A 26,953-nucleotide genomic window follows, 5' to 3' on the forward strand; every position below is an offset into this window, starting at 1 on the left:
AGGATGGATTCTTTTTGAGGAATAACTATTTTAGAGCAATAAAGCTGGCAAAAATATGGAGGCAAAAAATCAGCGCTGGAAAGGTAAAGTTGGAAATGTTAAACAAATAGGTGGTATTGAGACTGCTATACTGGACAATGGCTCTGGCAAAGGAGTAAGAATTGCCAATATTGACACAGGCGCTGGTTTTCGGTACCAGTTGGTTTTGGACCGGGCTATGGACATTTCTACAGCACAGTTTGGGGAGCATGGATTGGCTTGGGTGAGTCAAGTTGGTATTACCCCTCCAGCTCCATTCACGGCAGACGGAATAGATTGGCTGAGTACCTTTGGCGGAGGATTACTTACTACCTGCGGTCTATCCCATGTGGGAGGCCCGGAAAATGATGAGCAGGGAAAGAGAGGGTTGCATGGGAGAGTTTCCAATAGCCCTGCCGAGATTATCGCCATTAAGCAGCCAGACCTCCTTTCCGGTGATTTGGAAATGCACATTACCGGATTAATCAGAGAATGTAGTGTTTTCGGCCCTAATCTTTTGCTGAAAAGAACAATCTCAGGAATTTTAGGCCAGCCTTACCTTAAAATAACTGACGAGGTCACCAATATCTCCAATGTAGAGGCGCCACATATGTTATTGTACCATGTCAATTTTGGCTGGCCACTAATAGATGAAGGCACTCAGCTATTATGGAAAGGATCTTGGGAAGCAAGAGATGGCGATCCCAACAACCGGATATTTAATAAAGAAAATGATTTTAAATCTTGTCCTGCCCCTATGCCGGAACACAGTGGTTTTGGAGAGGATGTGGCATTTATAGATCCAGCACCTGAGTCGGATGATAGATGTAGAGCCGGCTTGTTCAATCCTGCCTTAGGATTTGCTTTTCGGATGACCTTTGACAAAAAACAACTCCCTTGGTTGGTAAATTGGCAACATTGGGGAGAGAATGAATATGTGACAGCTTTGGAGCCGGGTACAAATCCACCGATAGGCCAGGCCCAAGCCCGGGAAGAAGGTACGCTTATACTTTTGAAACCTGGAGAAAAAAGGCAATACGAACTGGTATTCGATGTCTTGACAAATAAGAAGAAAATACAGTCATTTGTAGAGAACAACAAGTAATAAATTAACAATAAATCAAAATAGAACCTATGAGTTTGGCAAAAAAAGCATTAGAAGAAGGACAGGGGATTTTGCGTCTGGCCCCTACTTGGGTGCCTAGATCTTTTTGTGTACCCGGAAGAAGAATAAAACTTCATCCTGATGATTATTATATTTTGGGTGGTGAAAGAGGTGGTATAGATGAAAGATGGTTTTCTTCTACCTGTCCTGCTGAAAACGGCCCTCTTACTGGTGAGCATGAAGGCCTAAGTAAAGTGGTCCTGGGAGAAGATGGAAAAGAGGAGCAAATTTTATTGAAGGATGTTATCGATGAACTTAAAGGTGAGATCATTGGTGACAGGCTTTGGAATGAATTCGAAAGCTGGCCAATGTATTCCAAGTTTTTTGACAATATGGGGCCATTGCCACACCATATCCATCACAATGATGAGCATGCTGCCAAAATTGGTATGAAAGGTAAGCCTGAAGCTTACTATTTCCCGCCTCAATTGAACAACCACGGTGGAGATTTTCCTTATACATTTTTTGGAATAGCTCCAGGTACTACCAAGGAACAAATTAAAGAGTGTCTTAAAAACTTTAACAAAGGAGACAATAAGATTACCAGCTTTTCTCAAGCTTTCAAACTTGATCCGGGTACGGGTTGGGATGTTCCTCCAGGAATGCTACATGCTCCTGGAAGTATGTGTACTTATGAGCCTCAGAAGTCTTCTGATGTTTTTGCCATGTACCAATCGCTAGTGAATGAGGCCATTATCCCTGAAGAATTACTTTGGAAAGGTACGCCTAAAGACAGAATTGGTGATTATGACCAATTGATGGAGGTAATTGATTGGGAATTGAATGTGGATCCAAATATATTGGAAACCAGATTTATGGCACCTGTTCCTGTAGCTGATGTTGCCGAAATGGAAGCGGCAGGTTATGTAGAAAACTGGATCTGTTATCGCTCTGATGCCTTTAGTGCAAAGGAACTGACAGTTTTCCCAGGTCAGACAGTAGTCATTAAAGACAATGCTGCCTATGGTATGATCATGATGCAAGGTCACGGTACAATGGGAGCTTGGGACATTGAAACACCTTCTTTGATTCGTTATGGACAATTGACCCATGATGAGTATTTTGTCACTGAGAAAGCGGCAAGTGAAGGCGTTAAAATCACCAATCAGTCAAAGACAGACCCTATAGTGATGCTGAAACATTTTGGCCCTAAGAACCCTGATTTGAACCTTTAGAAACGAATAGAATAACTATTGGAAACCGCCTTACAATGGTATTCCAATAGTTATTTATTAAATTGATAACAAAATATTAAACGGGAAATTTTCCTTTTAAATTTTCGGTTTTTTATTGTGATTTAAATTAATTATTCATTGCTAACCATATAAAATTATGTCCCAAAATAATTTTCCAAAGTTACATAATGCAACATGGCCTGGAATAGTAGGAAAAGGTCCTGATTCCGAGCCTATCATCTCTTTTGATGAGATGTTACAAAACACCGCGAATGCCGAAGTGAATGGTGTGAAGTTTGACGGGGTGGATATAGGACTTTTTGATCCACATGTCGATTTGGACATGGATGATGATGGTATTAAAAAATTAGCTGATAAGGTTTCCTCACTTGGACTAGAAATAGGGAGTGTGGTAGCACCCATTTGGGGAGGACCTATTCTAGGAACCAAAGAAGACAGGGTGGTTTACCTGGATATGCTTGAAAAATCCTGTAAGCTTGCCAAAAAATTAAGAGAAATAGGTGTAAGACCAAATGGTATCGTAAGAATAGACACCGCTAGTAGCCCAGAAGTATGGGCAAAAGATCCAAAAGGAAGCCAAAAAATAATAGTTGAGACCCTAAAAGAAGCAGCAAAGATTGCTGAAGGATATGGGGAAAGACTTGCCGCAGAGGGTGAAATTTGCTGGGGTGGTATGCAAAGCTGGAAAACTATGCTTGAAACCCTTGAGTCTGTAAATAGCCCATTCTTGGGTTTTCAGGCTGATATGGCCCATACCTTATTGTATACATTAGGATACAATTACCCTGAACACAGGTTACTCCCTGAGGGATATGACTGGAAAGACAAATCTGTCTGGAAAGCAGCCCTAAAAGAAATGACGGATGCTTTGAGACCTTGGACGATTGATTTCCACGTAGCTCAGAATGATGCTACCGTTTTTGGCTCTGGATCGCATGATAAAACAGGTAGACATTGCCTGGCCAATGACCCTAATGGTAAATTGGATATTGCTGAAGATGCTGGTTATTGGTTGAGGGATGAAAAAGGTGAATTGACCAAAGCCTTCAAACACATGTGCTGGGATGGATGTATGTTCCCAAATGAGGTGATGAAGAAGGAAGATACCTGGAACAATATCCTAGCAGCAATGATTTCTGTAAGAGAGAAACATGGCTGGAAAGAGTAGTGTAAATCGCCTTTTTACACGCACAATTGATTAGCAACCAAAATACTAAAACATGTCAGAAAAAAAGCAAATAAGAATAGGATTGATAGGTACGGGCCTAATGGGCAGAATCCATACCAACGGTTATAAAAGACTGGGGGATTTCTTCCCTGAATACGAGTACCGACCAGTTTTACAAGTAGCCTGTTCCAGAAGGGAAGACAAAATCAAAGATTTTGCTGAGCAATGGGGATATGCTTCTTATGAAACAGACTGGAGAAAAGTCATTGAAAGAGATGATGTAGATGCCATTGACATCTGTACGCCAAATAACACGCACTCGGAAATAGCCATCGCTGCTGCTAAAGCAGGAAAAATGATTCTTTGTGAAAAACCACTTTCCAGAACCATAGAAGAAGGGGAAGAAATGGTAAAAGTAATCGAAGAAGCAGGAGTAAAAAATACTGTATGGTACAATTATAGAAGAGTGCCAGCCGTAACCTTAGCAAAACAAATTGTTGATTCTGGTAAGCTAGGTAAGATTTTCCATTACAGGGCCAATTTCCTTCAGGATTGGACGATCAGTCCGGAATTACCCCAAGGAGGAGATGCACTTTGGAGACTAGATGCAGCTGCAGCCGGATCAGGAGTGACTGGTGACCTTTTGGCTCACTGTATAGACACTGCCATGTGGCTAAATGGAGGGATTAAAGATGTTTCTGCCATGACTGAAACATTTATCAAGGAAAGAGTACACCAGGGAAGTGGGGAAAAACAAAAGGTTGAAATTGATGATGCTTGTGCATTTCATTGCCATTTTGACAATGGTTCATTAGGGCTTTTTGAAGCCACTCGTTATGCGAGAGGACACAAAGCGCTTTATACTTTTGAGATAAACGGAGAACATGCTTCCATCAGATGGGATTTACATGATTTGAATAGATTGGAATACTTCGATCATAATGACGAACCTCAGGTTAGAGGCTGGCGTTCTATTCATGTTACCGAAGGAGATCAACCTTATATGGATCGTTGGTGGATACCTGGAACAAGTATAGGTTATGAGCATTCCTTTATTCATCAAGTAGCGGATTTCTTTAAGAGTCTTGAAAGTGATGAGCCTTGTAACCCTACTTTTAGAGATGCTTATGAGACCCAGAAGGTATGTGAGGCCGTATTAGACTCTGCCAAATCCAGAAGCTGGAAAGATACTGGCGTTGATTGGCTAAAATAACTTGTAAAGCATTAATTGAATTAGCTTATTTTAAGCCAGGCCATTTGATAAGATGGTCTGGCTTTTTTTATTTTTTTCACCCGAGAGACTAATTTTTAGTATATGATTGTGCTCATGTTCAAAAAACTGGAATAGAATAAATGTTATATTTGTAGAGAACAAAAAAGCTGAAAAGTATGAAAAGTATTTCATCCACCATAGAATTTCTAAAGAGAAGCTTGAAGGCAACAGCCGCTTCCGATAGCATGGATTGGTTGGAGCTTCAGGTGGAGAGGATTAAAGCAGATATGGGCTCAATGAAGCTTTTTTTATCCTTTAGTCAAGCATCCCGTCATTTTTCCAAAAATCCATTAAATTTATCAGATCAAGGTCTTCAGGAAGCCGCAAAAATCAGGGATGGTTTTTCTCCTGGTAAATGGACCTGTCTGCAAACGGCAAGGGTCTTATTGGTATTGGAAGCATTGTCAGAGGACAGTGAAAAATGGCTGAAGGATATAGAGAAACTTTTTGAATCAGCAGATATTCATGAGCAGGAGGCTTTGTATGCTGCCTTGCCCATCTATCCTTTTCAGGAGAATTTTACCAAGCGTGCTGCTGAGGGATTGCGCAGTAATATGACCTCGGTATTTGATGCCATAGCATTAAACAATCCCTATCCAGCAGATTTTCTGGTGGAGCAAGCCTGGAATCAAATGGTGCTAAAGGCCATCTTTATGCAGCGACCTCTCTATCAGATCATTGGAATTGAAAAGCGGCTGAATAGCAGTTTGGCTAAAACCTTGGTCGATTATGTTCACGAACGCTGGTCTGCCAATAGGAATGTGATTCCAGAGCTGTGGCGCTTTGTCTCTCCATTTGTAGATGAGGAAATCCTAGGCCTCTTGGAAAAGGTAATGGTCAATGGAACAGATTTGGAGAAATATGCAGTAGGCCTGACCTGCTCTCAAAGTGAAAATATTTCAGCCAAAAGTCTTCTGGATAAATATCCGGAAATAAAAAATAAAATAGATAAGGGAGAAATAAGTTGGGAAGGAATAGGCAAGAAATATGAAGAGGAAAACTAATTCATTGTATCAGTTTGCCGTTTTCACTTGAAATTCCCCGTTCATTTGTTATCATTATGAATTGCATTTAAATTAACATAGGTTAGCATATAAAATTGAAGCGTTATGATGTACATTGATCCACATATACATGTTACTTCCAGAACTACTGATGACTATGAAGCCATGCAAAAAGCTGGAATAGTGGCTGTAATTGAGCCTGCATTTTGGCTAGGACAGGCAAGAACCAAAGTAGGAAGTTTTCAAGATTATTTCAGTAGCCTTGTTGGCTGGGAACGTTTTCGGGCCAAGCAATTTGGGATTGTGCACTATTGCACAATGGGACTGAATTCCCGGGAGGCCAATAATGTGGCCTTGGCTGAGGAAGTGATGGAGCTACTTCCCCTATATGTAAGCAAGGAAGGCGTGGTAGCCATTGGTGAAATAGGATATGATGATCAAACGGAAGCTGAAGACAGGTTTTATCGGCTTCAATTGGAACTGGCAAAAGAGGTAAATCTGCCAGTGATGATCCACACTCCTCATAGGGATAAGAAAAAAGGAACCATCAGAAGTATGGTTGTAAGTGAGGAGCATGGACTCGATCCGGGTATGGTCATTGTGGACCACAACAATGAAGAAACAGTGAAGGATGTTCTTGATAGAGGATATTGGGCAGCGTTTACGATTTACCCACATACCAAAATGGGAAGTGAGCGAATGGTAGAAATTGTACGCCAATATGGTCCGGAACGAATCATTGTAGACAGTGCCGCAGATTGGGGAATCAGTGATCCATTGGCAGTGCCAAAAACGGCAGCCTTAATGAGAGAAAAAGGAATTCCTGAAGAGCATATTAAAATGACTTGTTATGGAAATGCCCTGAAAGCCTACGGTCAAAGCGGGCAGATGGATGAAAAAGATTGGTTAGAAAAAGAGCCAATCGATCAAACAAAAAAAATGGGAGGAAATACTGTGCTTAGAGGTGGACAAAATCCTCGTGTAGAAAGCGATTCCTCCAATATCATAGAGAATTAATTATCAGATGTCATCACTTATTGCGCACATCAAGCTAACCAGACCTGCGAATATAGTCACTGCAATAGCAGATATTTTAGCAGGAGCTGCCATATCAGGTGCAGTTTACACTTTAATTCAGGGGGTGGATGCCACTATTCTGAATTCCATTGCCTGGCTGGTATTGTCCACCATTGGCTTGTATGGTGGAGGTGTTGCCTTTAATGATGTTTTTGATGCAGAATTGGATAGGGTAGAAAGGCCGGAACGGCCCATCCCCAGTGGCCAGGCAAGCGTAAAAAGTGCTGGCATTATGGCCACAGTGCTGCTTTTTATTGGCGTATTGGCGGCATGGCAAGTAAGTGGTTTTTCTGCTTTAATTGCCCTGGTGGTGGCTATCTTGGCTGTTTTATATGATGCTTGGGGAAAGCATCAAAATATTTTCGGCCCCATAAATATGGGACTATGCAGGGCGGGGAATCTGCTGCTTGGAATGAGTTTGATAGAAGGTGCGGTAGCCACTTATTGGTACATTGGACTTATTCCTTTACTCTATGTGTCGGCCATTACTATGGTTAGTCGCGGTGAGGTTCATGGAGAAAATACTACTGCCCTAAAAGCAGGTTTAGGGATTTATGCAATCATTGTATTGTCCATTTTTCTACTTGCTTACATGAATATTGAAACTTGGTGGGAAAGTCTACCATTTCTGGTATTATTAAGCTATTTTATTTTTCCCCCATTGGTTAAAGCTTTGAAGTATAAGGAGCCTTCACTAATAGGTAAATCTGTAAAAGCAGCCGTGTTGGCTTTAATTATTGTCAATGCCACAATAGCTGCGGCTTTTTCGGGTTGGATAGTAGGATTGGTTATTTTACTATTATTACCACTATCTTTGCAATTGGCCAAGGGTTTTGCGGTTACTTAGTGAACCAAAAAGAGGTTGAATTACTTATATATTATGAAGCAAAAGGTTCTCAGGAACAATCAAAAATAAAATGAATAAAGTGGCACATAAATCAATTGAACAAGTTTTCAGTGTTCCTTTCAGTTATGAAGTGTTTTTTACAAAAGCATTGTTTTCACTGAATAACAATCTTTTTGCAGACTTGGTAAGTGGACAAAAAATCCCTAAAGTATATTTTGTTCTGGATGAAGGAGTGGTGAATACCCACCCTGATCTTATTACAGCAATTAAGACGTATTCTGAGAAATACAAAGAAGTTTTTACATTATGTGCAGACCCATTGGTAATTCCAGGAGGGGAGCAGGTAAAGAACAATCAGAAGTATTTTCAGCAGGTTCTTAAAGCAACAGACGAATACGGGATTGACAGGCATTCCTATATTGTAGGCCTAGGAGGAGGAGCACTCTTGGATATGGTTGGTTTTGCAGCCACTATCGCCCATAGAGGAATCAGACATATCCGAATACCTACCACGGTACTTTCTCAAAATGATTCGGGCATAGGTGTTAAAAATGGCATCAATGCATATGGTAAAAAAAATTACCTCGGTTCATTTTCTCCTCCTTATGCAGTGGTCAACGACAGTGATTTTTTACAAACACTGGAACCAAGAGATTGGAGATCTGGAATTTCTGAAGCTTTAAAAGTTGCACTGATCAAAGATGCCTCTTTCTTCGTATGGATAGAAGGACAAATAGTAGACCTACTTGATAGAGACAATCCTGCAATGTCTGAATTAATTTACCGCTGTGCCCAGATGCATTTGGATCATATCGCTTCTGGAGATGCTTTTGAAAGTGGCTCTTCCAGACCATTGGATTTTGGTCATTGGGCAGCGCACAAGTTAGAGCATTTGACAGATTATAGGGTAAGGCATGGTGAAGCTGTGGCCATAGGGATAGCTCTTGATACCACCTATAGCTTCCTGTCTGGAATGCTATCTGAAAATGAACTGAACCGTGTATTGAAAGTCATTACTGATCTTGGATTTGATTTGTACCTTCCTGAATTGTCAGGAGAGGTATTGCTTCAGGGACTTGAAGAATTTAGAGAGCACTTGGGAGGTGAGTTGACCATTATGCTTTTGGATAAAATAGGTCATGGAGTGGAAGTTCATGAAATGACTGAAGCTTTAATTGTTAAAGCAATAGAAAAACTTAAAGATTTACAAGTCGAATACCTAAAGGCCTGAGCCAGATTTTCTGAACGAATAGCCAAACCCTTAATATGCAAATAGCCGATTTCCATTTAACTTACTGTACCAATATACATCCAGGGGAAAGTTGGGATGCGACCTTTGAAAACCTTAAAGAATACATCCCTAAAATTAAGGGAGAGTTGTCTGTTACAGAAGCTTTTGCCATTGGATTAAGGGTTTCTGATGAGGCCAGTAAAACCTTGATTAAACCCGAACGGTTAGCAGAATTTAAATCCTGGCTAAAGGATAATAATTGTTATGTTTTTACTTTCAATGGTTTTCCCTTTGGAGGTTTTCACAGGCAAGTGGTTAAGGATGAGGTGCATTTTCCTGATTGGAGTTCAACTGCAAGGAAGGACTATACATTAAGATTATTTAAAATATTGGCAGCCATAATGCCGGCCAATATGGATGCGGGGATTTCCACTTCACCTTTAAGCTATAAGCATTGGCACAAATCCACTGAGGCTATGAAAGCCTTGATGGACCAATCTTGTGCTCATATTATGGAGGTTGTGGAGCAACTTTATCAATTAAAGTTGGATCAAAACCTGGATCTTCATTTGGACATTGAACCAGAACCGGATGGGGTTATAGAAGACTCTAAAGGATTGGTTGATTTTTACAATGACTGGTTGATACCGGCAGGAATCCCTCTTTTGGTCGAGAAATTTGGGGTTTCACCCCAAGTTGCTGCTTCTGTAATCAAAGACCATGTTAGGGTATGTTATGATGTTTGTCATTTTGCCGTAGGCTATGAAAATCATGAGGAAGTCCTCAATACTTTTAAGGATGAAGGCATCAAAATTGGGAAATTCCAATTGAGCGCCGCTTTAAAAGCAGCTATCCCGGCACAAAAAGACAAAAGAAAACCTGTAGAAAAAGCATTGTTGCCCTTTGTAGAATCCACTTATCTCCATCAGGTAGTTGGTAAAATGGGAGACAATAGTCTACATGCTTATCCAGACCTGCCAGATGCACTTGTCGATTTGGCGACTACCAATGAAGTGGAGTGGCGTGTTCATTTTCACGTTCCTTTGTTCTTGGCTACCTACGGGCATTTACAATCTACACAAGAGGATATATTAAGTGTGTTAAAATTTAATGGAGAGCGAAAACTTACCAGTCATCTTGAAGTAGAAACCTATACCTGGGAAGTTTTGCCTGAAGATATCCATTTGTCATTGGATCAGTCCATTGCCAGGGAGTTGAACTGGGTAAAAAGCAATATATAATGAAAAAGACTGTTGTACTCGATGTGGTAGCACTTTCGCAAAGGGTAATTGGAGAACATACCCCTTTTTTAAAGAAGTGGAGCGAAAAACGACAAACTTCAGCAATTCAGCCTGTTTTGCCAGCAGTGACCTGCTCCTCACAATCAACCTACCTAACCGGTAAATGGCCGGAGGAAAATGGGATTGTGGGTAATGGTTGGTATTTTAAAGATGAATGTGAAATCAAGTTTTGGCGCCAGTCCAATCATCTGGTACAATCTTCCAAAATTTGGGATGCATTGAAGGCCGAAAATCCGGGATTTACATGCGCCAATATGTTTTGGTGGTACAATATGTATTCATCTGTAGATTTTGCAGTGACTCCAAGGCCTTTGTACCCCTCAGATGGAAGGAAATTGCCAGATATTCATAGCCAACCAATGGGACTGAGAGACCGCCTGCAAAAGGAACTTGGTCAATTTCCCCTGTTTTCTTTTTGGGGTCCCAATGCGAATATTGCTTCTAGTAAATGGATAGCAGATGCTTCTATGAAAGTAGATGAATGGCACGATCCTACCTTGACACTGATTTACTTGCCTCACCTGGACTATGCTTTGCAGAAATTTGGGATTGATTTCGACAAGATTAGTAAAAGCTTGAATGAAGTTGATGTCCTATGCGAGCAACTGATTACCTATTACGAAGAGAAGGGAGCTGAGGTGATTTTGCTTTCCGAATATGGAATAACTTCTGTTAACCAACCCATACATATCAATAAGGCTTTAAGAAAAGCAGGCTATATTGAAGTAAAAGATGAGTTGGGGCTGGAAACCTTGGATGCTGGAACTTGTCGGGCTTTTGCAGTAGCTGATCATCAGCTTGCACATATTTATGTTAACGATAAGAAGGATTTGGCTAAAGTGAAGGCCCTTGTAGCTGCCTTACCAGGAGTTGAAAAGGTGTTGGATAGTGCTGAGCAGAAGGATTTTAAATTGAACCACGATAGAACTGGAGATTTGGTGGCTGTGGCTGACAAAGATTCTTGGTTTACTTATTATTATTGGCTGGACGATAATGTAGCTCCAGATTATGCCAGGACAGTAGATATTCACCGCAAGCCTGGGTATGACCCTGTAGAAATGTTTGCCAATCCGGACATTAAATTTCTAAAAGGGAAATTGGGTTGGACCTTGTTGAAGAAAAAGTTGGGCTTCAGGTACCTAATGGACGTTATCCCTTTAAAAGCTGAATTGGTAAAAGGCTCGCATGGAAGAATTCCTGAAAGTACAAAAGATTGGCCTGTACTGATTAGGTCGAGTGATAAAGAGGAAGGAGAAAATGTCGATCCAACATCCGTTTATTCAATAATTCATGATGTTGTCAATAGAAAGTGATCGAATTTTGTCATGATCTATTTATAAATATTAAATTAGTAGTGTTATGAGTAAATCCTGGAAGATTTTTTTTGGAAGTTGTTCATTAATATTCTTGCTGTTCGGTTATTGGCAGATCAATGATCCTGATCCTCAATTGTGGGTTCCGGTTTACCTGATAGCATCAATTACATCAGGGTTTGCCTTCTTTGGAAGGTTTAATGTAAATATTTTAGTTATCCTTACCTTTATCTATCTTGTAGGAGCCATCTTTTTTTGGCCAGATAACATTTTTGGATGGATAGGACAGGAGTGGCAACAAAAAGACCTTTCTATGAAAACCAATGCAATGGAGATCAATAGAGAGTTTTTTGGTTTAGTAATCTCAGCTATAGTTTTTGCACTGGAAGCGATCAAAGGCAGAAGTCAAAAATTGTAAGACTAAGAACAGATTAAAATCGACAATTATTATCCTAGTGGCCAATTTCAGGCCAAAACAATAGTTAATTGAATATGACAAAAAAGTATGATGTTACAGGCATAGGTAATGCCTTGGTAGATATAGAGTTTGAAGTTAGTGATCCTTTTTTGGATAAATATGGCATAGAAAAAGGGTTGATGACTTTGGTTGATGAAGATCGTCAGGGAGAGTTGATGTCTGCTATAAATACCAAAACTTCAAAATTACAGTGTGGTGGCTCAGCCGCTAATTCCATAATTGCCGTAAGTCAATTTGGAGGGAAGTCCTACTATTGTTGTAAAGTGGCCAATGATGAATTGGGAAGGTTTTTCATTGAAGACATGAAAGAAGCGGGGGTTAACCATAACCTTGATCCATTTAAGTTAGAGGAAGGGATTACCGGGAAGTGCCTTGTGATGGTCACAGCAGATGCGGAGCGGACCATGAACACCTTTTTAGGAATTACCGAGAAATTTTCAACATCCCAGATTAATGAGGAAGCAATTAAGGACTCAAAGTATTTGTACATAGAAGGTTACCTTATTACCTCAGAGAATGCCAAAGAAGCCATGATGTCTGCTAAAAAAATTGCAGAGGAAAATGATGTAAAGGTGGCAATTACCTTTTCAGATCCTGCCATGGTCAAATATTTTGGCGAAAGCTTTAAAGAGGTTATCGGCTCTGGAGTAGACATGCTTTTTGCCAATGAGGAAGAGGCCATGCTCTATACAGGAAAAGACAATTTGTCTGAAGCTGGTGAAGAGTTGAAAAAAATCGCGAAGCATTTTGTAATTACCCAAGGGAAAAACGGTGCTTTGATTTATGATGGGGAAACTTTTATTGACATAGCGCCTTATCCTACTGTAGCCGTAGACACCAATGGTGCTGGGGATATGTTTGCTGGTGCTTTTATGTATGGCATTACCAATGGGCATTCTTATGCTTCTAGTGGGAAATTGGCCAGCATGGCCTCTTCAAAGATAGTTAGTCAATTTGGCCCAAGGCTTTCATGGGAAGAAGCGAAAGCTGTTTTGAGTAGACTTCAGCCTTAAACCTTAAATTTTCTATAGCACTTTTTTTGCAGAATGAAGAAATCAATTTCTGGTGAAGCTCTTCCGAACAGCTCATTAGATATGCAGAAGGGGCATTCAGGTTATATTGGTAATTATACCTATAAAAGCATTTAAAACGCTTTAATTCAAAGTGTTTTAAATGCTTTCTTTTATGTTTTCAATCATCCAATCGGTAATTTTTTCATAATCATAGTTTGGGTTGGCTTTGCCCATTGTTCACAGGAGTAGATGCCTTTGTAACCGTTGGCCTCAAAAATACGAATGCACTTCTGGAAATCGTAAGCACTGTGCTCCATTTGGTCTGAGAAATCCTTTGTTTTTGCGGAAACCAGCTTGGTAAATGGAGCGATGTGTTGTAATGATTCAAACCTCACAGAATTGGAGGGGTAGTTTCCGAAATCAGCAAGAAGCGCTATGTTGTCCAAGGGGACGTCTTTTATTGTGCTGATATGGGTTTGATAATCTGAAAACAAGTCGTTATGATTCTCTATCAATATCCTAATTCCTTTAGACTTGGCGTATTTTGTAATCTCTTTGAGGGACAATACCGCCTGAGGATAAGACATTTTCATTGATTTTACACGCACTGCCTCACACCGAAGGGTATTGGCAATGTCAATCCAGTTTTTAACTTCTATTACTGCCTTTAATCTATTTTCTTCCAAAGGATCTGAAGGGTCGAATTTTCCCTCAGACTGCAAGTTGATTAAGGTGCAATGTTGTTTCTTTAAGGATTTTTTTATTTCCTTTAAATAACTTTTGCTAGTGGATTCAAAATGATTGGTCCACATTTCAACGTTATGAACCTTAAATCGATCTACAAAATATTCAGGTGTACTCAATAAGGTTAGCTCATTTTCTAGCACCTTATTTTTTGGTTTGGTAGAGGCAAATCGATTTCGAAATACAACAGTTGTTAAACCAATCCTGTCCATTTTACTTTTACTAGGCTTGGCAAGGCTTGCTAATGGCAGACCGGTGATGGCAGCTGCTGAAAGTGTAGTCTGTATGATGAAATCTCTCCTTTTCATAGTTGAATTTACTAATTATTTAATAAGCAGATTTCTAAATAGCCAGGGTTTGGCGTCTGTTGCGTACTTGTCTTCTCCAACGATGTCTAAATCTCCATCCCCATCCATGTCTGCTATTGCACCTGAATATATGCCTTTTCCTTCGGCTACTAAGATTGATTTTCGAAATTCACCACCTTCATTGATATATATTCTGATTTCCCGATTGTCCCAAGCAACCGCGGAGATGATATCCAAATCCCCATCATTGTCCATGTCTGCTAGTTTTGCGCAATGGGCCTTGTTATAATCTGATTTGACAACATGTTTTGTCCATTCTGTTACTTCTTCCGGATTTGGAGGACACTCGTACCAAGCTAAATCGTAATTGTCGCCGCCATATTTTTTAAAATGTTCGGCAGGAGACAATAAAACATCTGGCCTACCATCATTATTAATGTCGCCAACTTCTTCCTTTGTGGCTTTATTCACTTCCTTGAAACCCGCTTCTATATCAAACCTTATAAAATGACCGGTTTTAGGGTTTTTAGGTGACTTAAACCAATGTCCTGTCATGGTGATGTCAGGAATTCCATCCATGTTGATGTCACCAACAGCAAGCCCTTCACCTGCTTGCCCTTCATATACTGTCTTGGTTTGCCAGTCATCTTTTTCATTCTGAAAAATGATCTTTAAAGATTCTGGATTTTTATGACGTATTACCACATCTTTTTTACCATTAAGGTTCATGTCTGCCAATCGCATGTCATTGGCATGGAAGCCTTCAATGCTGGATATTAGAATATGTTCCCATTGTTTGTAAACCTTCTTTTTACCGGGGTTGATTAATAAGTAGACATTTATAGGGCCAGTGCCGTGGCCATCAATGCTAAAAACCAAGTCCATGTCTCCATCATTGTCCATGTCCTCGCAACGTGCAGAACCAATAAAATCGTCAAATTCTACAGGGATGCTAAAATCATGTTTTATCCATTTCCCCTTTTTAGCTTGCTCAAACCATGCCAAAGTAAAACGACCTTCAGCGTGAACACCTCCTTCAAGTACAACCACATCCATTTGGTCATCACCATTCAAATCTGCTACATCTAAAGCACTGACTCCAGAAACAGATCTCTGACTTACATCTAAAGGATTGTCAAAAGTTATGGATTGGCCATGTACAACTGCTATTGTAAATACATACAAAATTGTACTTGCCAGTATTAGAGGGTAGTTTTTCATGATTTTCACAAGGTTTATTTGTCATTCATAGCCTTTGATCCCTGAATATACGATTCGATTTTCGGATCTTCTTCCTTTAGAAAGAGTTTTAAAGTCTCGAAAATCAAGTTGTTTAAGTGATGCTTAAAGTGTCAGAACTAGAACTATTCCACTGAAATCCAAGTGTAACAATTCACTTTGGAGCAAAAAGGCATGCTGATATTAATGAATTTGAATTATTAATCGCATAATTCTTCATTAAAATATTTGGAGAATATGTCCAGGTAAAAGGGCTGTCCCTCAATTAAAAATCACGTAATTAAAAAGATATTCGGAACTGACCAAGCTGTCTTTTTTGGAAGGTGAATAATTGAACTTGAGATCGATGTTGCTAAGATCCAGTGCATTGTAAATTACTATCTGTAGGATGTCATCATCCAAATCGGTAAGTACATAATCGGGACAATCGGGAATTGTTGTTTCAATGGTGCCACTAAAAGGAATAGGGTAGCTTATTTTTAGGTAGTATTTGTCCTCGAAAAGGAAGGAGTCACTTATTTGGGGATAGATGTGGTTGTAAACCCTCTTTCCATCTAGAATAAGGCTTTCATAATGCAGTTTCTCATTTAGAAATAAACGTTGGACAATACTGTCTCCTTTAACTATATTATGAAAGCCCTCGGTCTTTTTTGAAGTTGCCTTAATGACTTCAGTACTTGGTTTAATAGGACTTGAATTATCATTTATTGGCGATAATTTTTCACCCTTAGGCTTGCAAGCAAAGGAAGTCGCAGCAAGCAGAGAAAAAATCAATAGAATAGTAAGACCTTGTAGTACTAGCTTTTTTTCCACGCTCTTGTCATTTCCTTTTTACCTGGAGGTCCAGGTACCTCATCCAAGGTTAGGTTAAGGGATTGAAGGTTCTTTTTGAGGTGGCCCGCAGCACAGTAGGTAACAAAAGCAGCAGATGGGTTCATACTGTCTTCGATTTTTTCCAGCATTTCCATTGTCCAGAGTTCTGGCTGTTTTTTTGGAGAAAAGGCATCGAAAAACACAATGTCTGAACCGTATAGTTGTACCTTTTGTAAGGTGTTTTTTTCTTTTTTAATATTGAAATAATCCGTCATTGGCATTCCCTTGTCCCAGGCCATTTGATGGAGACGCTTAAAGTAGCCATTAAAATGAGTCAGGGTTTCATCCAATTGGGTGAAGTTCAATGCCTCATAAATCTCCTTTTCAAGTGGATAAGGTTCAATCGTATGGTAGAGAACAGGTACTTGGTTTTGTTCTGCCCAGATTAGGGTTAGCCAGGCATTAAGTCCGGTGCCAAAACCTACTTCAAAAATCCTGATGGGGAATTTTCCTCTGTTTCTAGCATACCATGCCTCCAAACCATACAACAAGTACACATGAATTGATTCCTTGTAAGCCCCATTGGAAGAATGGTAGCTTTCATTGATTTCAGGAAGATACACAGAATGTGATCCGTCTTCTGTGGTGATGATTTTGGGCTGTTGGTTTTCCATGGGGGAAATTATTAAGTGAATTATGAATGAATCAAGGCCACACAATAAGCAGAAACCCCTTCCTCACGTCCTACAAAGCCTAATCGTTCTGTAGTGGTGGCTTTCAAAGACAATTTACCTTCATCGATTTGCATGACTTTAGCCAAACAGGTTTTCATGGCAGGAATATGCGGATTGATTTTAGGTTGTTGCAGGCAAATTGTAACATCTAAATTCCCTATTTGGTAGCCGTTTTCCTTTAAAAGATCCATTACCTGACTAAGCAATATTTTGCTATCAATGCCTTTGTATTGAGGGTCTTGATCTGAAAAGTGGTAGCCTATGTCCCGTAAATTAGCTGCTCCCAATAGTGCATCACAGATCACATGTATCAGAACATCAGCATCAGAATGGCCTACAGCTCCTTTGCTATGAGGAATGATTATTCCACCCAACCAAAATTCTTCACCTTCTTTCAATTGGTGAACATCGTATCCGAATCCTATGCGAAATGCACTCATATATTTATAATTTTAATGATTTTTCAATAAAATTGATCAGTCGTTAGGTGAACATTTATAATAAATTACCGAAGCAAGATCCTGGTTGAGGTATGTGTTTGTTGCTTGTTGGATTTCCTCTACGGTAATGGCTATTTTTCGCTCAAACTCCTTGTTCATCAGTTGAGTGTCACCTAAATAGGCATAATAGGCAAGTTTCATTGCCCTTCCTAGCAAAGAAACAGATTCATACGTTTGCATCGCTTGTGCCTGATTTTTGATTTTTTGAAGGTCTCGTTGTGGAATAGGTTCTTTTTTAAAGTTTTCCAATACTTCATCTAACTCTGCCTCTGCATCCTCGGCAGCCACTCCTTTTTCCATTTTACCTGTAATGACCATCAATCCAGGATCAATATTTCCTAAAACATAGGACTGACAATTGGCAAATAATGAGGAGTTTTTAATCAAGGTTTTTTCCAATAATGCAGATCTCCCAAAACCCAAAATGTCTGAAATAAGGTCGCAGGTAAGGTAGTTGTTCTCCAGCCTGCCCGGCATCTTATACACCTTATACAAAGCTTCAGTAGGGATAGTAGAAAAGACTTGTTTGCGCCTTATTGTATTTTGGATTGGCTCAGCAACAATAGTTTTCTGGCTTTGCTTTCCTTTGGGAATGTCATCGAACCAATAATGAACCCTTGCCTTGACATGTTCAAAATTCACCTTTCCAGCAATACAAAGTATGGCATTGTTGGGAGTGTAATTTTCCTCATAAAAGGCCAGTAGTTCCTCTCTCTCAAATCTTTCGATGTCTTCAATTTTCTCACCTATGGTTGGCCAGCGATAGGGGTGTTTGGTAAAAGCCAATTGCCTAACATGATGCATGGCATCTCCATAAGGCTGATTGAGGTAGCGTTGTTTGAATTCTTCAATTACGACCTGCTTCTGAGTATTGATGGGCTTTTCCTTAAGATTAAGGAATCTCATCCGATCTGCTTCCAACCAAAGCGCAGTATCCAGATTGATAGCTGGTAAGGTGATGTAAAAATTGGTAATGTCGGTGTTTGTAAAGGCATTGCACTCACCTCCAACCCGTTCTATTGCACTGTCAAATTCGGGGATATGCTCGGTGCCAGAAAACATAAGGTGCTCAAAATAATGGGCTAAGCCTGTTTTGCCGGAGACCTCATTTCTAGAACCTACCTTGTACAAGAGATTGACAACAGCCATTTCTGAAGAATGGTCCTCATGGACCAATACCTGAAGTCCATTGTCTAAAACAAAAGATTTGTATTTAATCATAGAATAGAGGCAAAAGTAATAAAATTTCTACCTATCCTGCCTTCTTTCATTTAAATAGATTCACCCTTATAACCGGATTTTTCCAGTGCAGCCTTTATTTCAGTCTCATTAACATCTCCTTCTACTGTTAAAATTCTGTCAGGAGACTGTAAATCAACTTCCCAATGAGATGCCTCTAAACCATTCATTGCTGGAGAAATGGCTGTTACACAGGCACCGCATTTTACATTTGTTTTAAGTTTAATTTGTTTTGCCATTTTTGATCTTATTTGAAATTTTATTGTTTCTGATAAATGATTTCCTTTTGGAAATAGTTCAGTATAGAATTAACCTTGGTGGTTTTAGACCCGGTTGAGGCAGTTTTTAACCCATTGGTCTAACTGTATTTTAGCCTCAAACTGTTACCTACAACTGACAAGGAGCTAAGCGCCATTGCTGAACCGGCTATCATAGGGTTTAGCAAAAAACCAGATATTGGGTACAATATACCAGCAGCTATAGGAATGCCAATGATGTTGTAAATGAACGCCCAAAATAAGTTTTGTCGGATGGTAGCCACCGTTTCTTTACTCAATTTCAACAATTCGGATATGGCCATAAGGTCTGAATGCATTAGCGTAACTTGGGCTGTTTCCATCGCAATGTCCGTGCCTGCCCCCATAGCTATGCCTAAATCAGCTAAAACAAGGGCTTCACTATCATTGATTCCATCACCGGTCATGGCAACCCTATGTCCTTTTTGTTGCAATTTCTTAATGTATTCTCCTTTGTCCTGAGGTAACATCCCGCTTTGGAAATGATCGATTCCCACCTTTTTAGCAATTGAAGCAGCAGTTTTCTTTTGATCTCCAGTGAGCATGTGCACTTCAATGCCCATTTTTCTTAATTTGCTAATGGCGACCTTAGAAGTCTCTCTTACCTTATCGGCAATGCTAACTACACCCACAAGTTGATTGTCTTCTCCTAGGTAGATAACTATATCTCCATTGTTCAGCATTTCCTCTGCAGTTTGGGCCAGGGTTTTATCGATGTTTATTCCTAGAGACTCAAGCCATTTTAAGTTTCCAATATAGTACGTTTTATCAGCGTACTTGCCTAGAACGCCTTTTCCAGTAAAAGAACTGAATTCGGCTAAGTCTATTGACGTTTTCTCCTCGGCAAAATGTTCGGTGACTGCTGCGGCAAGGGGATGCTCACTCTTTTCTTCTAAGGCGTAAAATATGGAGGCCAATGCTTTACTATCTATTCCCGACTTCCAAAGTACTTCTTTGACCCCGGGTTTTCCTTCTGTGATTGTACCTGTTTTGTCTAGGATTAAGGTGTCAATTTTTTTACCTGTTTCAAGACTTTCAGCATCCTTTATCAATATTCCCTTTGAAGCGGCTTTTCCGATTCCGACCATAATGGCGGTAGGAGTTGCCAAACCTAAGGCGCAAGGGCATGCGATGACCAATACCGTGATGGCAGAAAGCATTCCTCTTAAAGTAGCGTCCTCTGTACCGCTTAAAGACCAAATAATAAAGGTAATTACAGCAATGGCCAAAACTGCGGGAACAAATATACCAGTAACTTTGTCTACCGTTTTTTGTATAGGGGCTTTTGAGCCTTGGGCTTGTTTTACCCTTGCGATTATACTGGATAGTAAGGTGTCTGATTTACTTTTGTTTGATTTAAATTTAAAGCTACCTGCCTGGTTGATTGTGCCTGCAAATACGTTGTCTCCGATGTTTTTATCTAGGGCTATAGGTTCACCTGTGAGCATGCTTTCGTCTACATAAGATTGTCCTTCAGTGAGAATCCCATCCAAGGGGATTTTCTGACCGGGCTTAACAAGGATGGTTTCACCTGGTTGAACATCCGCAACATTCATCTTTATGGGTTCTCCGTCCCGAATCACTATCAAATTAGTAGGCTGAAGGCCGATTAGGTTTTTAAGCGCTTCAGATGTGCCTGCCTTGGCCCTAGACTCCATAAGTCTTCCTAGTAGAATAAAGAAGATGATCACTGCGGCGGCTTCAAAATATACGTGCGGTTCTATTCCTCTTGATTCTAACCAATGGGGGAAAAAGGTATTAAAGGAGCTATAAAGGTAGGCCACTCCTGTACTTAATGCTACCAAAGTGTCCATATTGGCATTTCCAATTTTGCCTTGTTTGACGCTATTGATAAAGAATGATCTGCCAAATACTGCTAAAATTGGAGTGGTTAGTGTCCACATGATTATATTGGCGTAAGGGAAGTTCATCCAAAACATGCCAATTAAGAATACAGGCAATGCCAATAGGCCTGAATACAAAGTGTTCCTTTTCAGTAGGCTCAACTCTGCTGATTTTATGGCCTCTAGGTCTTCCTGATTATTAATATTTATTAACAGATCGTATCCGATCGATTGGATATTTTTTTTAGCTACAGAAAGATCTACACCTTCATTTTCAAGGGTAATTATGGCGGATTGGTTGGCATAGTTGACAGTTGCTGATTGAATCCCTTCGGTTTCCTTAAGCATAGATTCTACACTTACAGCACATGCGGCACAACTCATTCCAGAAATCGGTACTTCGATTGATTTACTCATGATAGAATGCTTATTTATTGGACAAAATTACGACCTGAGTAGTGCATTATTGTTATACAATTTTTGAAAAAATGTATAACTTGTTTTCTGATTTGTAGCTAGAATTGTTGAACTTTACCTTTGGTTTAGCCGTTTTAAATGCATTCTATAGCTGCCAATACAATAATGAAATTTCTCCTTTTATGTTAAAATCCACTTTAGACCCGGCCTGTACCGGCCTGTTTTCGTCACTTTTTTTAGATTATATTCAAAATAAGGATTCAGTAAAGCAGTTCTATAAGGAGTTTCCAGATTTGGGAAATTTTAAACAAGCTATTGAAAGTAAAACCTTTGATCAGAAGAAAAGAAATACCCTGGTTGATGTTTTAAACCAACAATATGGAGGCTTTGATGGTGCGAAAGTTAAAACTAACATTCAGAAACTAAATGAAAGTAACACCTTTACAGTCACTACCGGTCACCAGCTAAACCTAATGACTGGTCCTTCCTATTTTATTTATAAAATCGTCTCTACCATTTCACTGGCAGAAAAACTACAAAAGGAAAACCCCGGGTATCAATTTGTGCCAGTGTATTGGATGGCAAGCGAAGACCATGATTTTGAGGAGATCAACCATTTTTATTTTGATGGGAAAAATTACCAGTGGGACACGGATCAAACCGGAGCGGTAGGTGATTTTGTAATAGATGATTCTTTGAAAAAGTTAATTGGGGAACTGCAGTTTCTACCTGATTTTTTTAAGACGGCCTATACGGAAAGTAAAACGCTAAAAGAAGCTGTCAGGAAGTATGTTCATCATTTGTTTGCAGACAAAGGTTTGGTAATAATTGATGCCAATGAGAAAGCCCTGAAAGAATTATTTGCTCCTGTTATTAAGGATGATCTGTTTGCCTCTACTGCCAATAATCTGGTTAATGATTGCAATTGTGCTTTGGAAGATGCGGGATATGCCACTCAAATATTTCCGAGAGAAATTAATTTCTTCTACATGGAAAATGGCAGAAGGGAAAGGTTGATTTGTGAAGAAGGGGTTTTTAAAACCTATGATGGAGAAAATGAATGGACGGAAGAAGAGATGGTTACCCTTATAGCTGAAAAACCTGAAAAATTCAGCCCTAATGTGGTTATGCGCCCACTTTATCAGGAAGTGATTTTACCTAACCTGGCCTACTTGGGTGGACCTGCCGAGGTGGCTTATTGGTTTCAATTAAAAAGTGTATTCGATCATTATTCAATAGATTATCCCTTCTTATTGCCAAGGAATTTTGCCATGGTGCTATCCTTACCTGTTCAGCGAAAAATGGACAAGCTTGGACTGGTAGAAAAGGAGTTGTTTTTGCCCATAGACAATTTGCGCATAAGCTATGTAAAGGAACATGCTGAACAAGATCTGGATTTAAAAGATGAGCGAAGTCAAATTGCAGATCTTTTTAAAAGTTTGGAAGAGAAGTCTGTAACAATGGATGCGACTTTAGCCTATGCGGTAAAGGCTGCCTATAAACGAAACGAAAAGATTTTGGATCAAGTAGCTACTAAGTTTCGAAAGGCAGAAGAAAGAAAAAACACCATTGCCATTCAACAGTTGAGTGATATTAAAAAAATGCTTTTCCCTCAAGGTACTTTGCAGGAAAGAAAAATTAATTTTCTTGAGTTCTATTTAGGTAACCCGGATTTTATACAGTCCCTTTTTAATACCTTTGACCCCTTAGATTTTAATTTCATCCTATTAAAGGAAAATGGTAGCGAAAGAATTGCTAAGGAAGCGTCTCAGAAATGAGCGAAAAGAAATTGGTGACGAAGAAAGAGCCCGACGCTCCGAAAGTATTGCTCTAAATTGTCTGAAATTCTTAAAGAATTTCCCTAAGGTACAGCATATTCATGTTTTTTTACCTATTAAAAGGCTGTGTGAGATAAATACGGTACCATTATTGCGTAGACTTTTTAAGTTAGAATACCGGGTTTATAGCTCGGTGACCTTACATGGTAGTCGGAAAATGGCCATTGTCAAGTTGACTGCAGACACCGTTTATGAAACTGACAAATTGGGGATCCCTGTCCCAAAATCACCAGAATTCGTAACAGATGCCAAATTGATTGATTTGGTGTTTGTCCCATTATTGGGGGTAGATACACTTGGTAATCGTTTGGGGTATGGTCAGGGTTTTTATGATACGTTCTTTAAAGAGCTTGATTCGAATGTTTTGAAGATTGGATTGTCTTTCGAGGCGCCAATGCCCGAGGAAATTCCACACGAAACGCACGATGTCCCCTTGGATGCTTGTATACATCCAGATGGATCGATCCTATTTTAAAAATAATTAAACAATAGTAACATGGTAAAAAAAGTAATGTTTGCCGCTATGGCAATGATTCTAATGTATTCGGTATCGAACGAAAGTAAAGCACAAGCCTACAACACTGCAGTTGGTCTACGTTTAGGTTCAAGCAGTGGATTGAGTGTAAAACATTTTATAAGCCAAGATGCGGCCATTGAAGGGATATTGCATACCAGGTGGAGAGGGCTATTGCTTACAGGGCTTTATGAAGTACATAAAGACATTGAAGACGTCAGCGGTTTAGGATGGTTTTATGGTGGTGGAGCACATTTAGGAAGCTGGAATAGTGGTTCCAATAATCCTTATTGGGCTGGTAATAATTACAAAGGGTCTACCATTTTGGGGATTGACGGTATTATAGGACTTGATTATGTGCTGGAGGATTTGCCTCTGAATTTTTCCTTGGATTTTAAACCAGCCATTAACCTTATTAATGGTGGAGGATTCTGGGGGGATGATTTCGCCCTTTCCGTACGTTATATATTTTAACGGGTTGTTTTAAACCTTGATTATGTAATAGACCTTCTATTGCCTATTTCGTATTAAACAGAAGAAAAAGCTATACTCTACCTGCTTATGTCAGGTGAAGCATAGCTTTTTTGTTTTTTTAGCTTTGGTTTTCTCAAACCTAGTAGTGGATATTTTTTTAGCAAATTGTTGTTTAATCCCGGATTATGTAATAGGATTCGTTATGAGTGGTGTAATCACAATAAAATCAAGCTATTTGGAGACTGAGTCATAGCACCGCTATGGTGAAGTCGAAAATAGCAACGAAGTGGCTGATTTTAAAGTGATTCCATCACGTAATAGAAGGTCTATTGCTTATTTCGGGTTAATTAATCCAGGTCTGAAAACTTAAGAGGGGCATCAATATTTGATTAGCTGACCTATCTATATTATTTGAATGGCTAAATGATTAAGCTTGACTGAGTCTGAGGCTTGCATTCAATAAGTTGATTAAAAAATAGTTAAGAGTGGATGATTGTGAAATAGTTTCATCAAAACAAAGGTGGTTTTCCGCTTTTTTTAGGTATGAATTATCTGAACATCATAAAACTTACTCTGTCCTTCAAAAAAATGCTTGTGTAATTTTTTATATTATATTATTTGGTTTTTGAATAATAAAAAGAATTTTGTATCATTAACATCTCTCTTTTGTTAATAAATACTTTTTTGCCTTTTATATGTTTTCTACATTTATACCAGTAAACCAACTATTAGTAATAATCTCACCTACTGAAAGCAGGAGTTAGCCAACCTTTTTCCTGTGTTCGTCGATTATTTTCCTTTAATAATGAATTAAAGGGGATATTTGATTCATTATTATAAAGGTGACACGCAGTCACACTACTTTTTTAAATTATAGTAAACAGCAGAACAATGAAAAACAGCAGAAGAATGGGATTTAGAACCCTGGCGTTAATTATTCCTATCCTGGTATTTTTCTCCTCCTGTAATGAGGAGCAATTAGAAGAAAACACCAAGCTGATAGGTCCGGAAGCCGAAACGATTGATGAGTTAACAGTTTCAGAATTTTTTGATTGGAAAACGACCAATGAAATTACTGTAAATATTGAAGGCTTAACAGTGGATGTAGGAGTCAACCAAAAGCTTACTTTATTGACCAGTGAAGGAACTGAAATATTTGGAGGTTCTCACAAGATGCATGAGGATTTTCAAATGACTTTTGATTTGCCTTCAAGTGTGGATTTAATTGTTATGAAATATGGCGGAACCGAAAAGTCGTCTGAAGTCAATAACAATGTAGCATCTTTCAATTTTGAGTTGGAGAGAGATGCTGACGAAGAGGTCGTAGAATTCGCTGAATTAAGCGCTGAATAATATCATAAAATTTTTAAACTATTAATACAATGAAAAAATTAATATTTTGTTACCTGTTGGGGTTGGTTAGTTATCATTCTTTTGCTGAGACCGTAGTCACTAATGATGGGGAATTGGGCAGCTTGAAAGATTACTATTACTCCTGTTGGGATTTTTATGATATTTCTCTGACTGATGAGTCGGATTATGTTACTGAAGGAAAGTACAGCTTTATAACAAAAGGAAATAGTGATGGGAGTCGTGGTGATATAAAATCTCCATGGATGAAATTTGAAAAAGGTAAAATTTATATGGATTTGACGCCTTATTCCAAGGTGAAAGAGGCAATAGTATACGCTTTCTTTATTCCATTTGATGAAGATAATAAGGAAACTGGAGAAAGCACAGATTATGAATACCTAGGTTACCATGAAGTCAACTATGGTAGTAAAAATAAGGATAAAACCAAAAAAGCTGACTTTAAAATCTCCAAAGACATGGAGGGTGCGATAGGAAAAGTTCACCTTGTTTTTATGGTTTATGGTGAGGATGCTTTAATGGCAATTGATAATATTGAAATTCCAGGCGAATATTATTCAGACCCTTCTTCGAATTGCTTTCCAAAAGGAGAGAAAAAAGATACAGATGGTGATGGTGTGATTGATGGAGAAGATGATTATCCAGAGGATAAATACAAAGCCTACAACAATTACCTTACGCCTGAAGGACCGGGAACTTTAATGTTTGAAGACTTGTGGCCAGCTACTGGAGATTATGATTTCAATGATTTGGTATTGGATTATATGATCAATAGGATTACAGATGCTGATGGTAAGGTTGTAGAAGTACAGTTAGATCTATTGCCTAGAGCAGCAGGGGCTGGATATTCTAATGGCTTTGGAATAGAGTTTACAGGCATTACTCCTGGTCAGATCTATAAGGTAGAAGGTTCCAAAATTAAGTCCAATACCATTCATAAATTCATGTCCAATGGACTTGAAGAAGGAAATGAATATGCTACTGTAATTGCTTTTGATGATGTTGACAATGTGCTTACCCACCCTGGTGGAGGATCAGTAGGTATCAATACAGATCCCAAATTCCCAATGCAGTCTGTTGAGAAAATGCGTATCACATTGTACCTTAATGACCCAATTGTAACAACTAGGAGCAGGGAAGAACCAGTAATGCTTAGTGACTTGACGATGGATAGTTTCAATCCTTTCCTTATAGTTAATCAGAAACGTGGTGTTGAAGTGCATCTTCCAGGAAAAAGGCCTACGGCGCATGTGGACAAATCTCTATTCGGAACAAAACAGGACAATTCTAACGGAGACGATAACTCTTTTTACAAAGGCAAAGACAATGGACTTCCTTGGGGACTTAATGTAACCGAAAGTGTTCCTTATATGATGAACAAAGAGAGCATAACTACAGGATACAATATGTTTTATAAATGGGCAGCTACAGGTGGAGAAGCCTATCCAGATTGGTACAAAGATCAGAAAGGTTATCGTGAGGATAAGGTGTTGTTGAATGCGAAATAAGTAGTATTGCCAGTATAATAATGAAATAGA

Annotated in this window: 25 protein-coding genes; 17 read left to right on the forward strand and 8 right to left on the reverse strand. The window is 39.2% G+C overall.

The genetic code is table 11. The annotated features are described in order from the left end of the window. The first annotated feature begins 55 nt into the window (after positions 1 to 55). The 12 genes from AC13EX_RS03460 to AC13EX_RS03515 all read left to right on the forward strand — a co-directional run bounded on the left by AC13EX_RS03460 (position 56) and on the right by AC13EX_RS03515 (position 13,084). Positions 56 to 1,123 carry an aldose 1-epimerase family protein gene (locus AC13EX_RS03460; RefSeq protein WP_482891550.1) on the forward strand — a complete coding sequence of 356 codons (1,068 nt, stop codon included), beginning with the start codon at positions 56 to 58 and terminating at the stop codon, positions 1,121 to 1,123. A gap of 29 nt (positions 1,124 to 1,152) precedes the next feature. Beyond that, positions 1,153 to 2,358, forward strand: a complete 1,206-nt coding sequence (locus AC13EX_RS03465) for a class I mannose-6-phosphate isomerase (RefSeq protein ID WP_048641143.1) — start codon at positions 1,153 to 1,155, stop codon at positions 2,356 to 2,358. Positions 2,359 to 2,515: 157 nt separating this feature from the next. Next, positions 2,516 to 3,547, forward strand: a complete 1,032-nt coding sequence (locus tag AC13EX_RS03470; protein WP_048641142.1) for a sugar phosphate isomerase/epimerase family protein — start codon at positions 2,516 to 2,518, stop codon at positions 3,545 to 3,547. Between the two features lie 52 nt (positions 3,548 to 3,599). Continuing rightward, complete coding sequence (locus AC13EX_RS03475; RefSeq protein WP_482891551.1) at positions 3,600 to 4,760, forward strand: Gfo/Idh/MocA family protein; 1,161 nt, start codon at positions 3,600 to 3,602, stop codon at positions 4,758 to 4,760. Positions 4,761 to 4,936: 176 nt separating this feature from the next. Beyond that, the gene (locus tag AC13EX_RS03480; protein ID WP_482891552.1) at positions 4,937 to 5,824 is read left to right on the forward strand and encodes an EboA domain-containing protein; all 888 of its coding nucleotides are present in this window, start codon (positions 4,937 to 4,939) and stop codon (positions 5,822 to 5,824) included. A 105-nt stretch (positions 5,825 to 5,929) separates the two neighbouring features. Next, entirely contained in the window at positions 5,930 to 6,841 is a 912-nt protein-coding gene (locus AC13EX_RS03485; protein WP_048641140.1) for a TatD family hydrolase, read from the forward strand. A 7-nt stretch (positions 6,842 to 6,848) separates the two neighbouring features. Further along, positions 6,849 to 7,748 (forward strand): UbiA-like protein EboC, encoded by a 900-nt coding sequence (gene eboC, locus AC13EX_RS03490; RefSeq protein ID WP_048641139.1) that lies wholly within the window; start codon positions 6,849 to 6,851, stop codon positions 7,746 to 7,748. Positions 7,749 to 7,818: 70 nt separating this feature from the next. Then, positions 7,819 to 8,979, forward strand: coding sequence for a 3-dehydroquinate synthase (locus tag AC13EX_RS03495; protein ID WP_482891553.1), 1,161 nt, complete (start codon positions 7,819 to 7,821; stop codon positions 8,977 to 8,979). Positions 8,980 to 9,014: 35 nt separating this feature from the next. Then, positions 9,015 to 10,220 carry a metabolite traffic protein EboE gene (eboE, locus tag AC13EX_RS03500; protein ID WP_482891554.1) on the forward strand — a complete coding sequence of 402 codons (1,206 nt, stop codon included), beginning with the start codon at positions 9,015 to 9,017 and terminating at the stop codon, positions 10,218 to 10,220. Beyond that, positions 10,220 to 11,593 (forward strand): alkaline phosphatase family protein, encoded by a 1,374-nt coding sequence (locus AC13EX_RS03505; RefSeq protein WP_482891555.1) that lies wholly within the window; start codon positions 10,220 to 10,222, stop codon positions 11,591 to 11,593. The genes eboE and AC13EX_RS03505 overlap by 1 nt, the downstream gene beginning before the upstream one ends. A 46-nt stretch (positions 11,594 to 11,639) precedes the next feature. Continuing rightward, positions 11,640 to 12,011, forward strand: coding sequence for a transmembrane 220 family protein (locus AC13EX_RS03510; RefSeq protein WP_482891556.1), 372 nt, complete (start codon positions 11,640 to 11,642; stop codon positions 12,009 to 12,011). 74 nt (positions 12,012 to 12,085) lie between these two features. Beyond that, entirely contained in the window at positions 12,086 to 13,084 is a 999-nt protein-coding gene (locus tag AC13EX_RS03515; RefSeq protein WP_482891557.1) for an adenosine kinase, read from the forward strand. Between the two features lie 182 nt (positions 13,085 to 13,266). Here the strand turns inward: AC13EX_RS03515 and AC13EX_RS03520 are convergent, their stop codons facing one another. From AC13EX_RS03520 to AC13EX_RS03555, 8 genes are all read right to left on the reverse strand, one after another. Continuing rightward, a complete protein-coding gene (locus tag AC13EX_RS03520; protein WP_482891558.1) occupies positions 13,267 to 14,136 on the reverse strand; it encodes a TIM barrel protein in 870 nt (289 codons plus the stop codon). Positions 14,137 to 14,151: 15 nt separating this feature from the next. Beyond that, positions 14,152 to 15,357 (reverse strand): FG-GAP repeat domain-containing protein, encoded by a 1,206-nt coding sequence (locus tag AC13EX_RS03525; RefSeq protein ID WP_482891559.1) that lies wholly within the window; start codon positions 15,355 to 15,357, stop codon positions 14,152 to 14,154. A gap of 279 nt (positions 15,358 to 15,636) precedes the next feature. Further along, on the reverse strand, positions 15,637 to 16,188 hold the full coding sequence (locus AC13EX_RS03530; protein ID WP_482891560.1) for a hypothetical protein: 552 nt from the start codon (positions 16,186 to 16,188) through the stop codon (positions 15,637 to 15,639). Continuing rightward, positions 16,173 to 16,862 carry a tRNA (5-methylaminomethyl-2-thiouridine)(34)-methyltransferase MnmC2 gene (gene mnmC2, locus AC13EX_RS03535; protein ID WP_482891561.1) on the reverse strand — a complete coding sequence of 230 codons (690 nt, stop codon included), beginning with the start codon at positions 16,860 to 16,862 and terminating at the stop codon, positions 16,173 to 16,175. The genes AC13EX_RS03530 and mnmC2 overlap by 16 nt, the downstream gene beginning before the upstream one ends. Before the next feature lie 20 nt (positions 16,863 to 16,882). Beyond that, positions 16,883 to 17,362, reverse strand: a complete 480-nt coding sequence (gene ispF, locus AC13EX_RS03540) for a 2-C-methyl-D-erythritol 2,4-cyclodiphosphate synthase (RefSeq protein ID WP_482891562.1) — start codon at positions 17,360 to 17,362, stop codon at positions 16,883 to 16,885. A 36-nt stretch (positions 17,363 to 17,398) separates the two neighbouring features. Then, positions 17,399 to 18,643 carry a M16 family metallopeptidase gene (locus tag AC13EX_RS03545; protein ID WP_482891563.1) on the reverse strand — a complete coding sequence of 415 codons (1,245 nt, stop codon included), beginning with the start codon at positions 18,641 to 18,643 and terminating at the stop codon, positions 17,399 to 17,401. A gap of 50 nt (positions 18,644 to 18,693) precedes the next feature. Further along, on the reverse strand, positions 18,694 to 18,900 hold the full coding sequence (locus AC13EX_RS03550) for a heavy-metal-associated domain-containing protein (RefSeq protein WP_482891564.1): 207 nt from the start codon (positions 18,898 to 18,900) through the stop codon (positions 18,694 to 18,696). Between the two features lie 119 nt (positions 18,901 to 19,019). After that, positions 19,020 to 21,218: a heavy metal translocating P-type ATPase gene (locus AC13EX_RS03555; RefSeq protein ID WP_482891565.1), complete on the reverse strand. Its 2,199-nt coding sequence runs from the start codon at positions 21,216 to 21,218 to the stop codon at positions 19,020 to 19,022. 182 nt (positions 21,219 to 21,400) lie between these two features. Between AC13EX_RS03555 and bshC the strand changes: the two genes are divergently transcribed. The 5 genes from bshC (at position 21,401) to AC13EX_RS03580 (ending at position 26,923) form a co-directional block, all read left to right on the forward strand. Further along, entirely contained in the window at positions 21,401 to 22,996 is a 1,596-nt protein-coding gene (gene bshC, locus AC13EX_RS03560; RefSeq protein ID WP_482891566.1) for a bacillithiol biosynthesis cysteine-adding enzyme BshC, read from the forward strand. Further along, the gene (locus AC13EX_RS03565; protein WP_482891567.1) at positions 22,956 to 23,531 is read left to right on the forward strand and encodes a 5-formyltetrahydrofolate cyclo-ligase; all 576 of its coding nucleotides are present in this window, start codon (positions 22,956 to 22,958) and stop codon (positions 23,529 to 23,531) included. The genes bshC and AC13EX_RS03565 overlap by 41 nt, the downstream gene beginning before the upstream one ends. Before the next feature lie 21 nt (positions 23,532 to 23,552). Then, complete coding sequence (locus AC13EX_RS03570) at positions 23,553 to 24,044, forward strand: hypothetical protein (RefSeq protein WP_048641126.1); 492 nt, start codon at positions 23,553 to 23,555, stop codon at positions 24,042 to 24,044. An 891-nt stretch (positions 24,045 to 24,935) separates the two neighbouring features. Continuing rightward, complete coding sequence (locus AC13EX_RS03575; protein WP_482891568.1) at positions 24,936 to 25,397, forward strand: hypothetical protein; 462 nt, start codon at positions 24,936 to 24,938, stop codon at positions 25,395 to 25,397. Between the two features lie 29 nt (positions 25,398 to 25,426). Continuing rightward, the gene (locus AC13EX_RS03580) at positions 25,427 to 26,923 is read left to right on the forward strand and encodes an LruC domain-containing protein (RefSeq protein WP_482891569.1); all 1,497 of its coding nucleotides are present in this window, start codon (positions 25,427 to 25,429) and stop codon (positions 26,921 to 26,923) included. Positions 26,924 to 26,953 lie beyond the last annotated feature (30 nt).

The sequence above is a fragment of the Cyclobacterium sp. L-R genome, assembly GCF_056859355.1.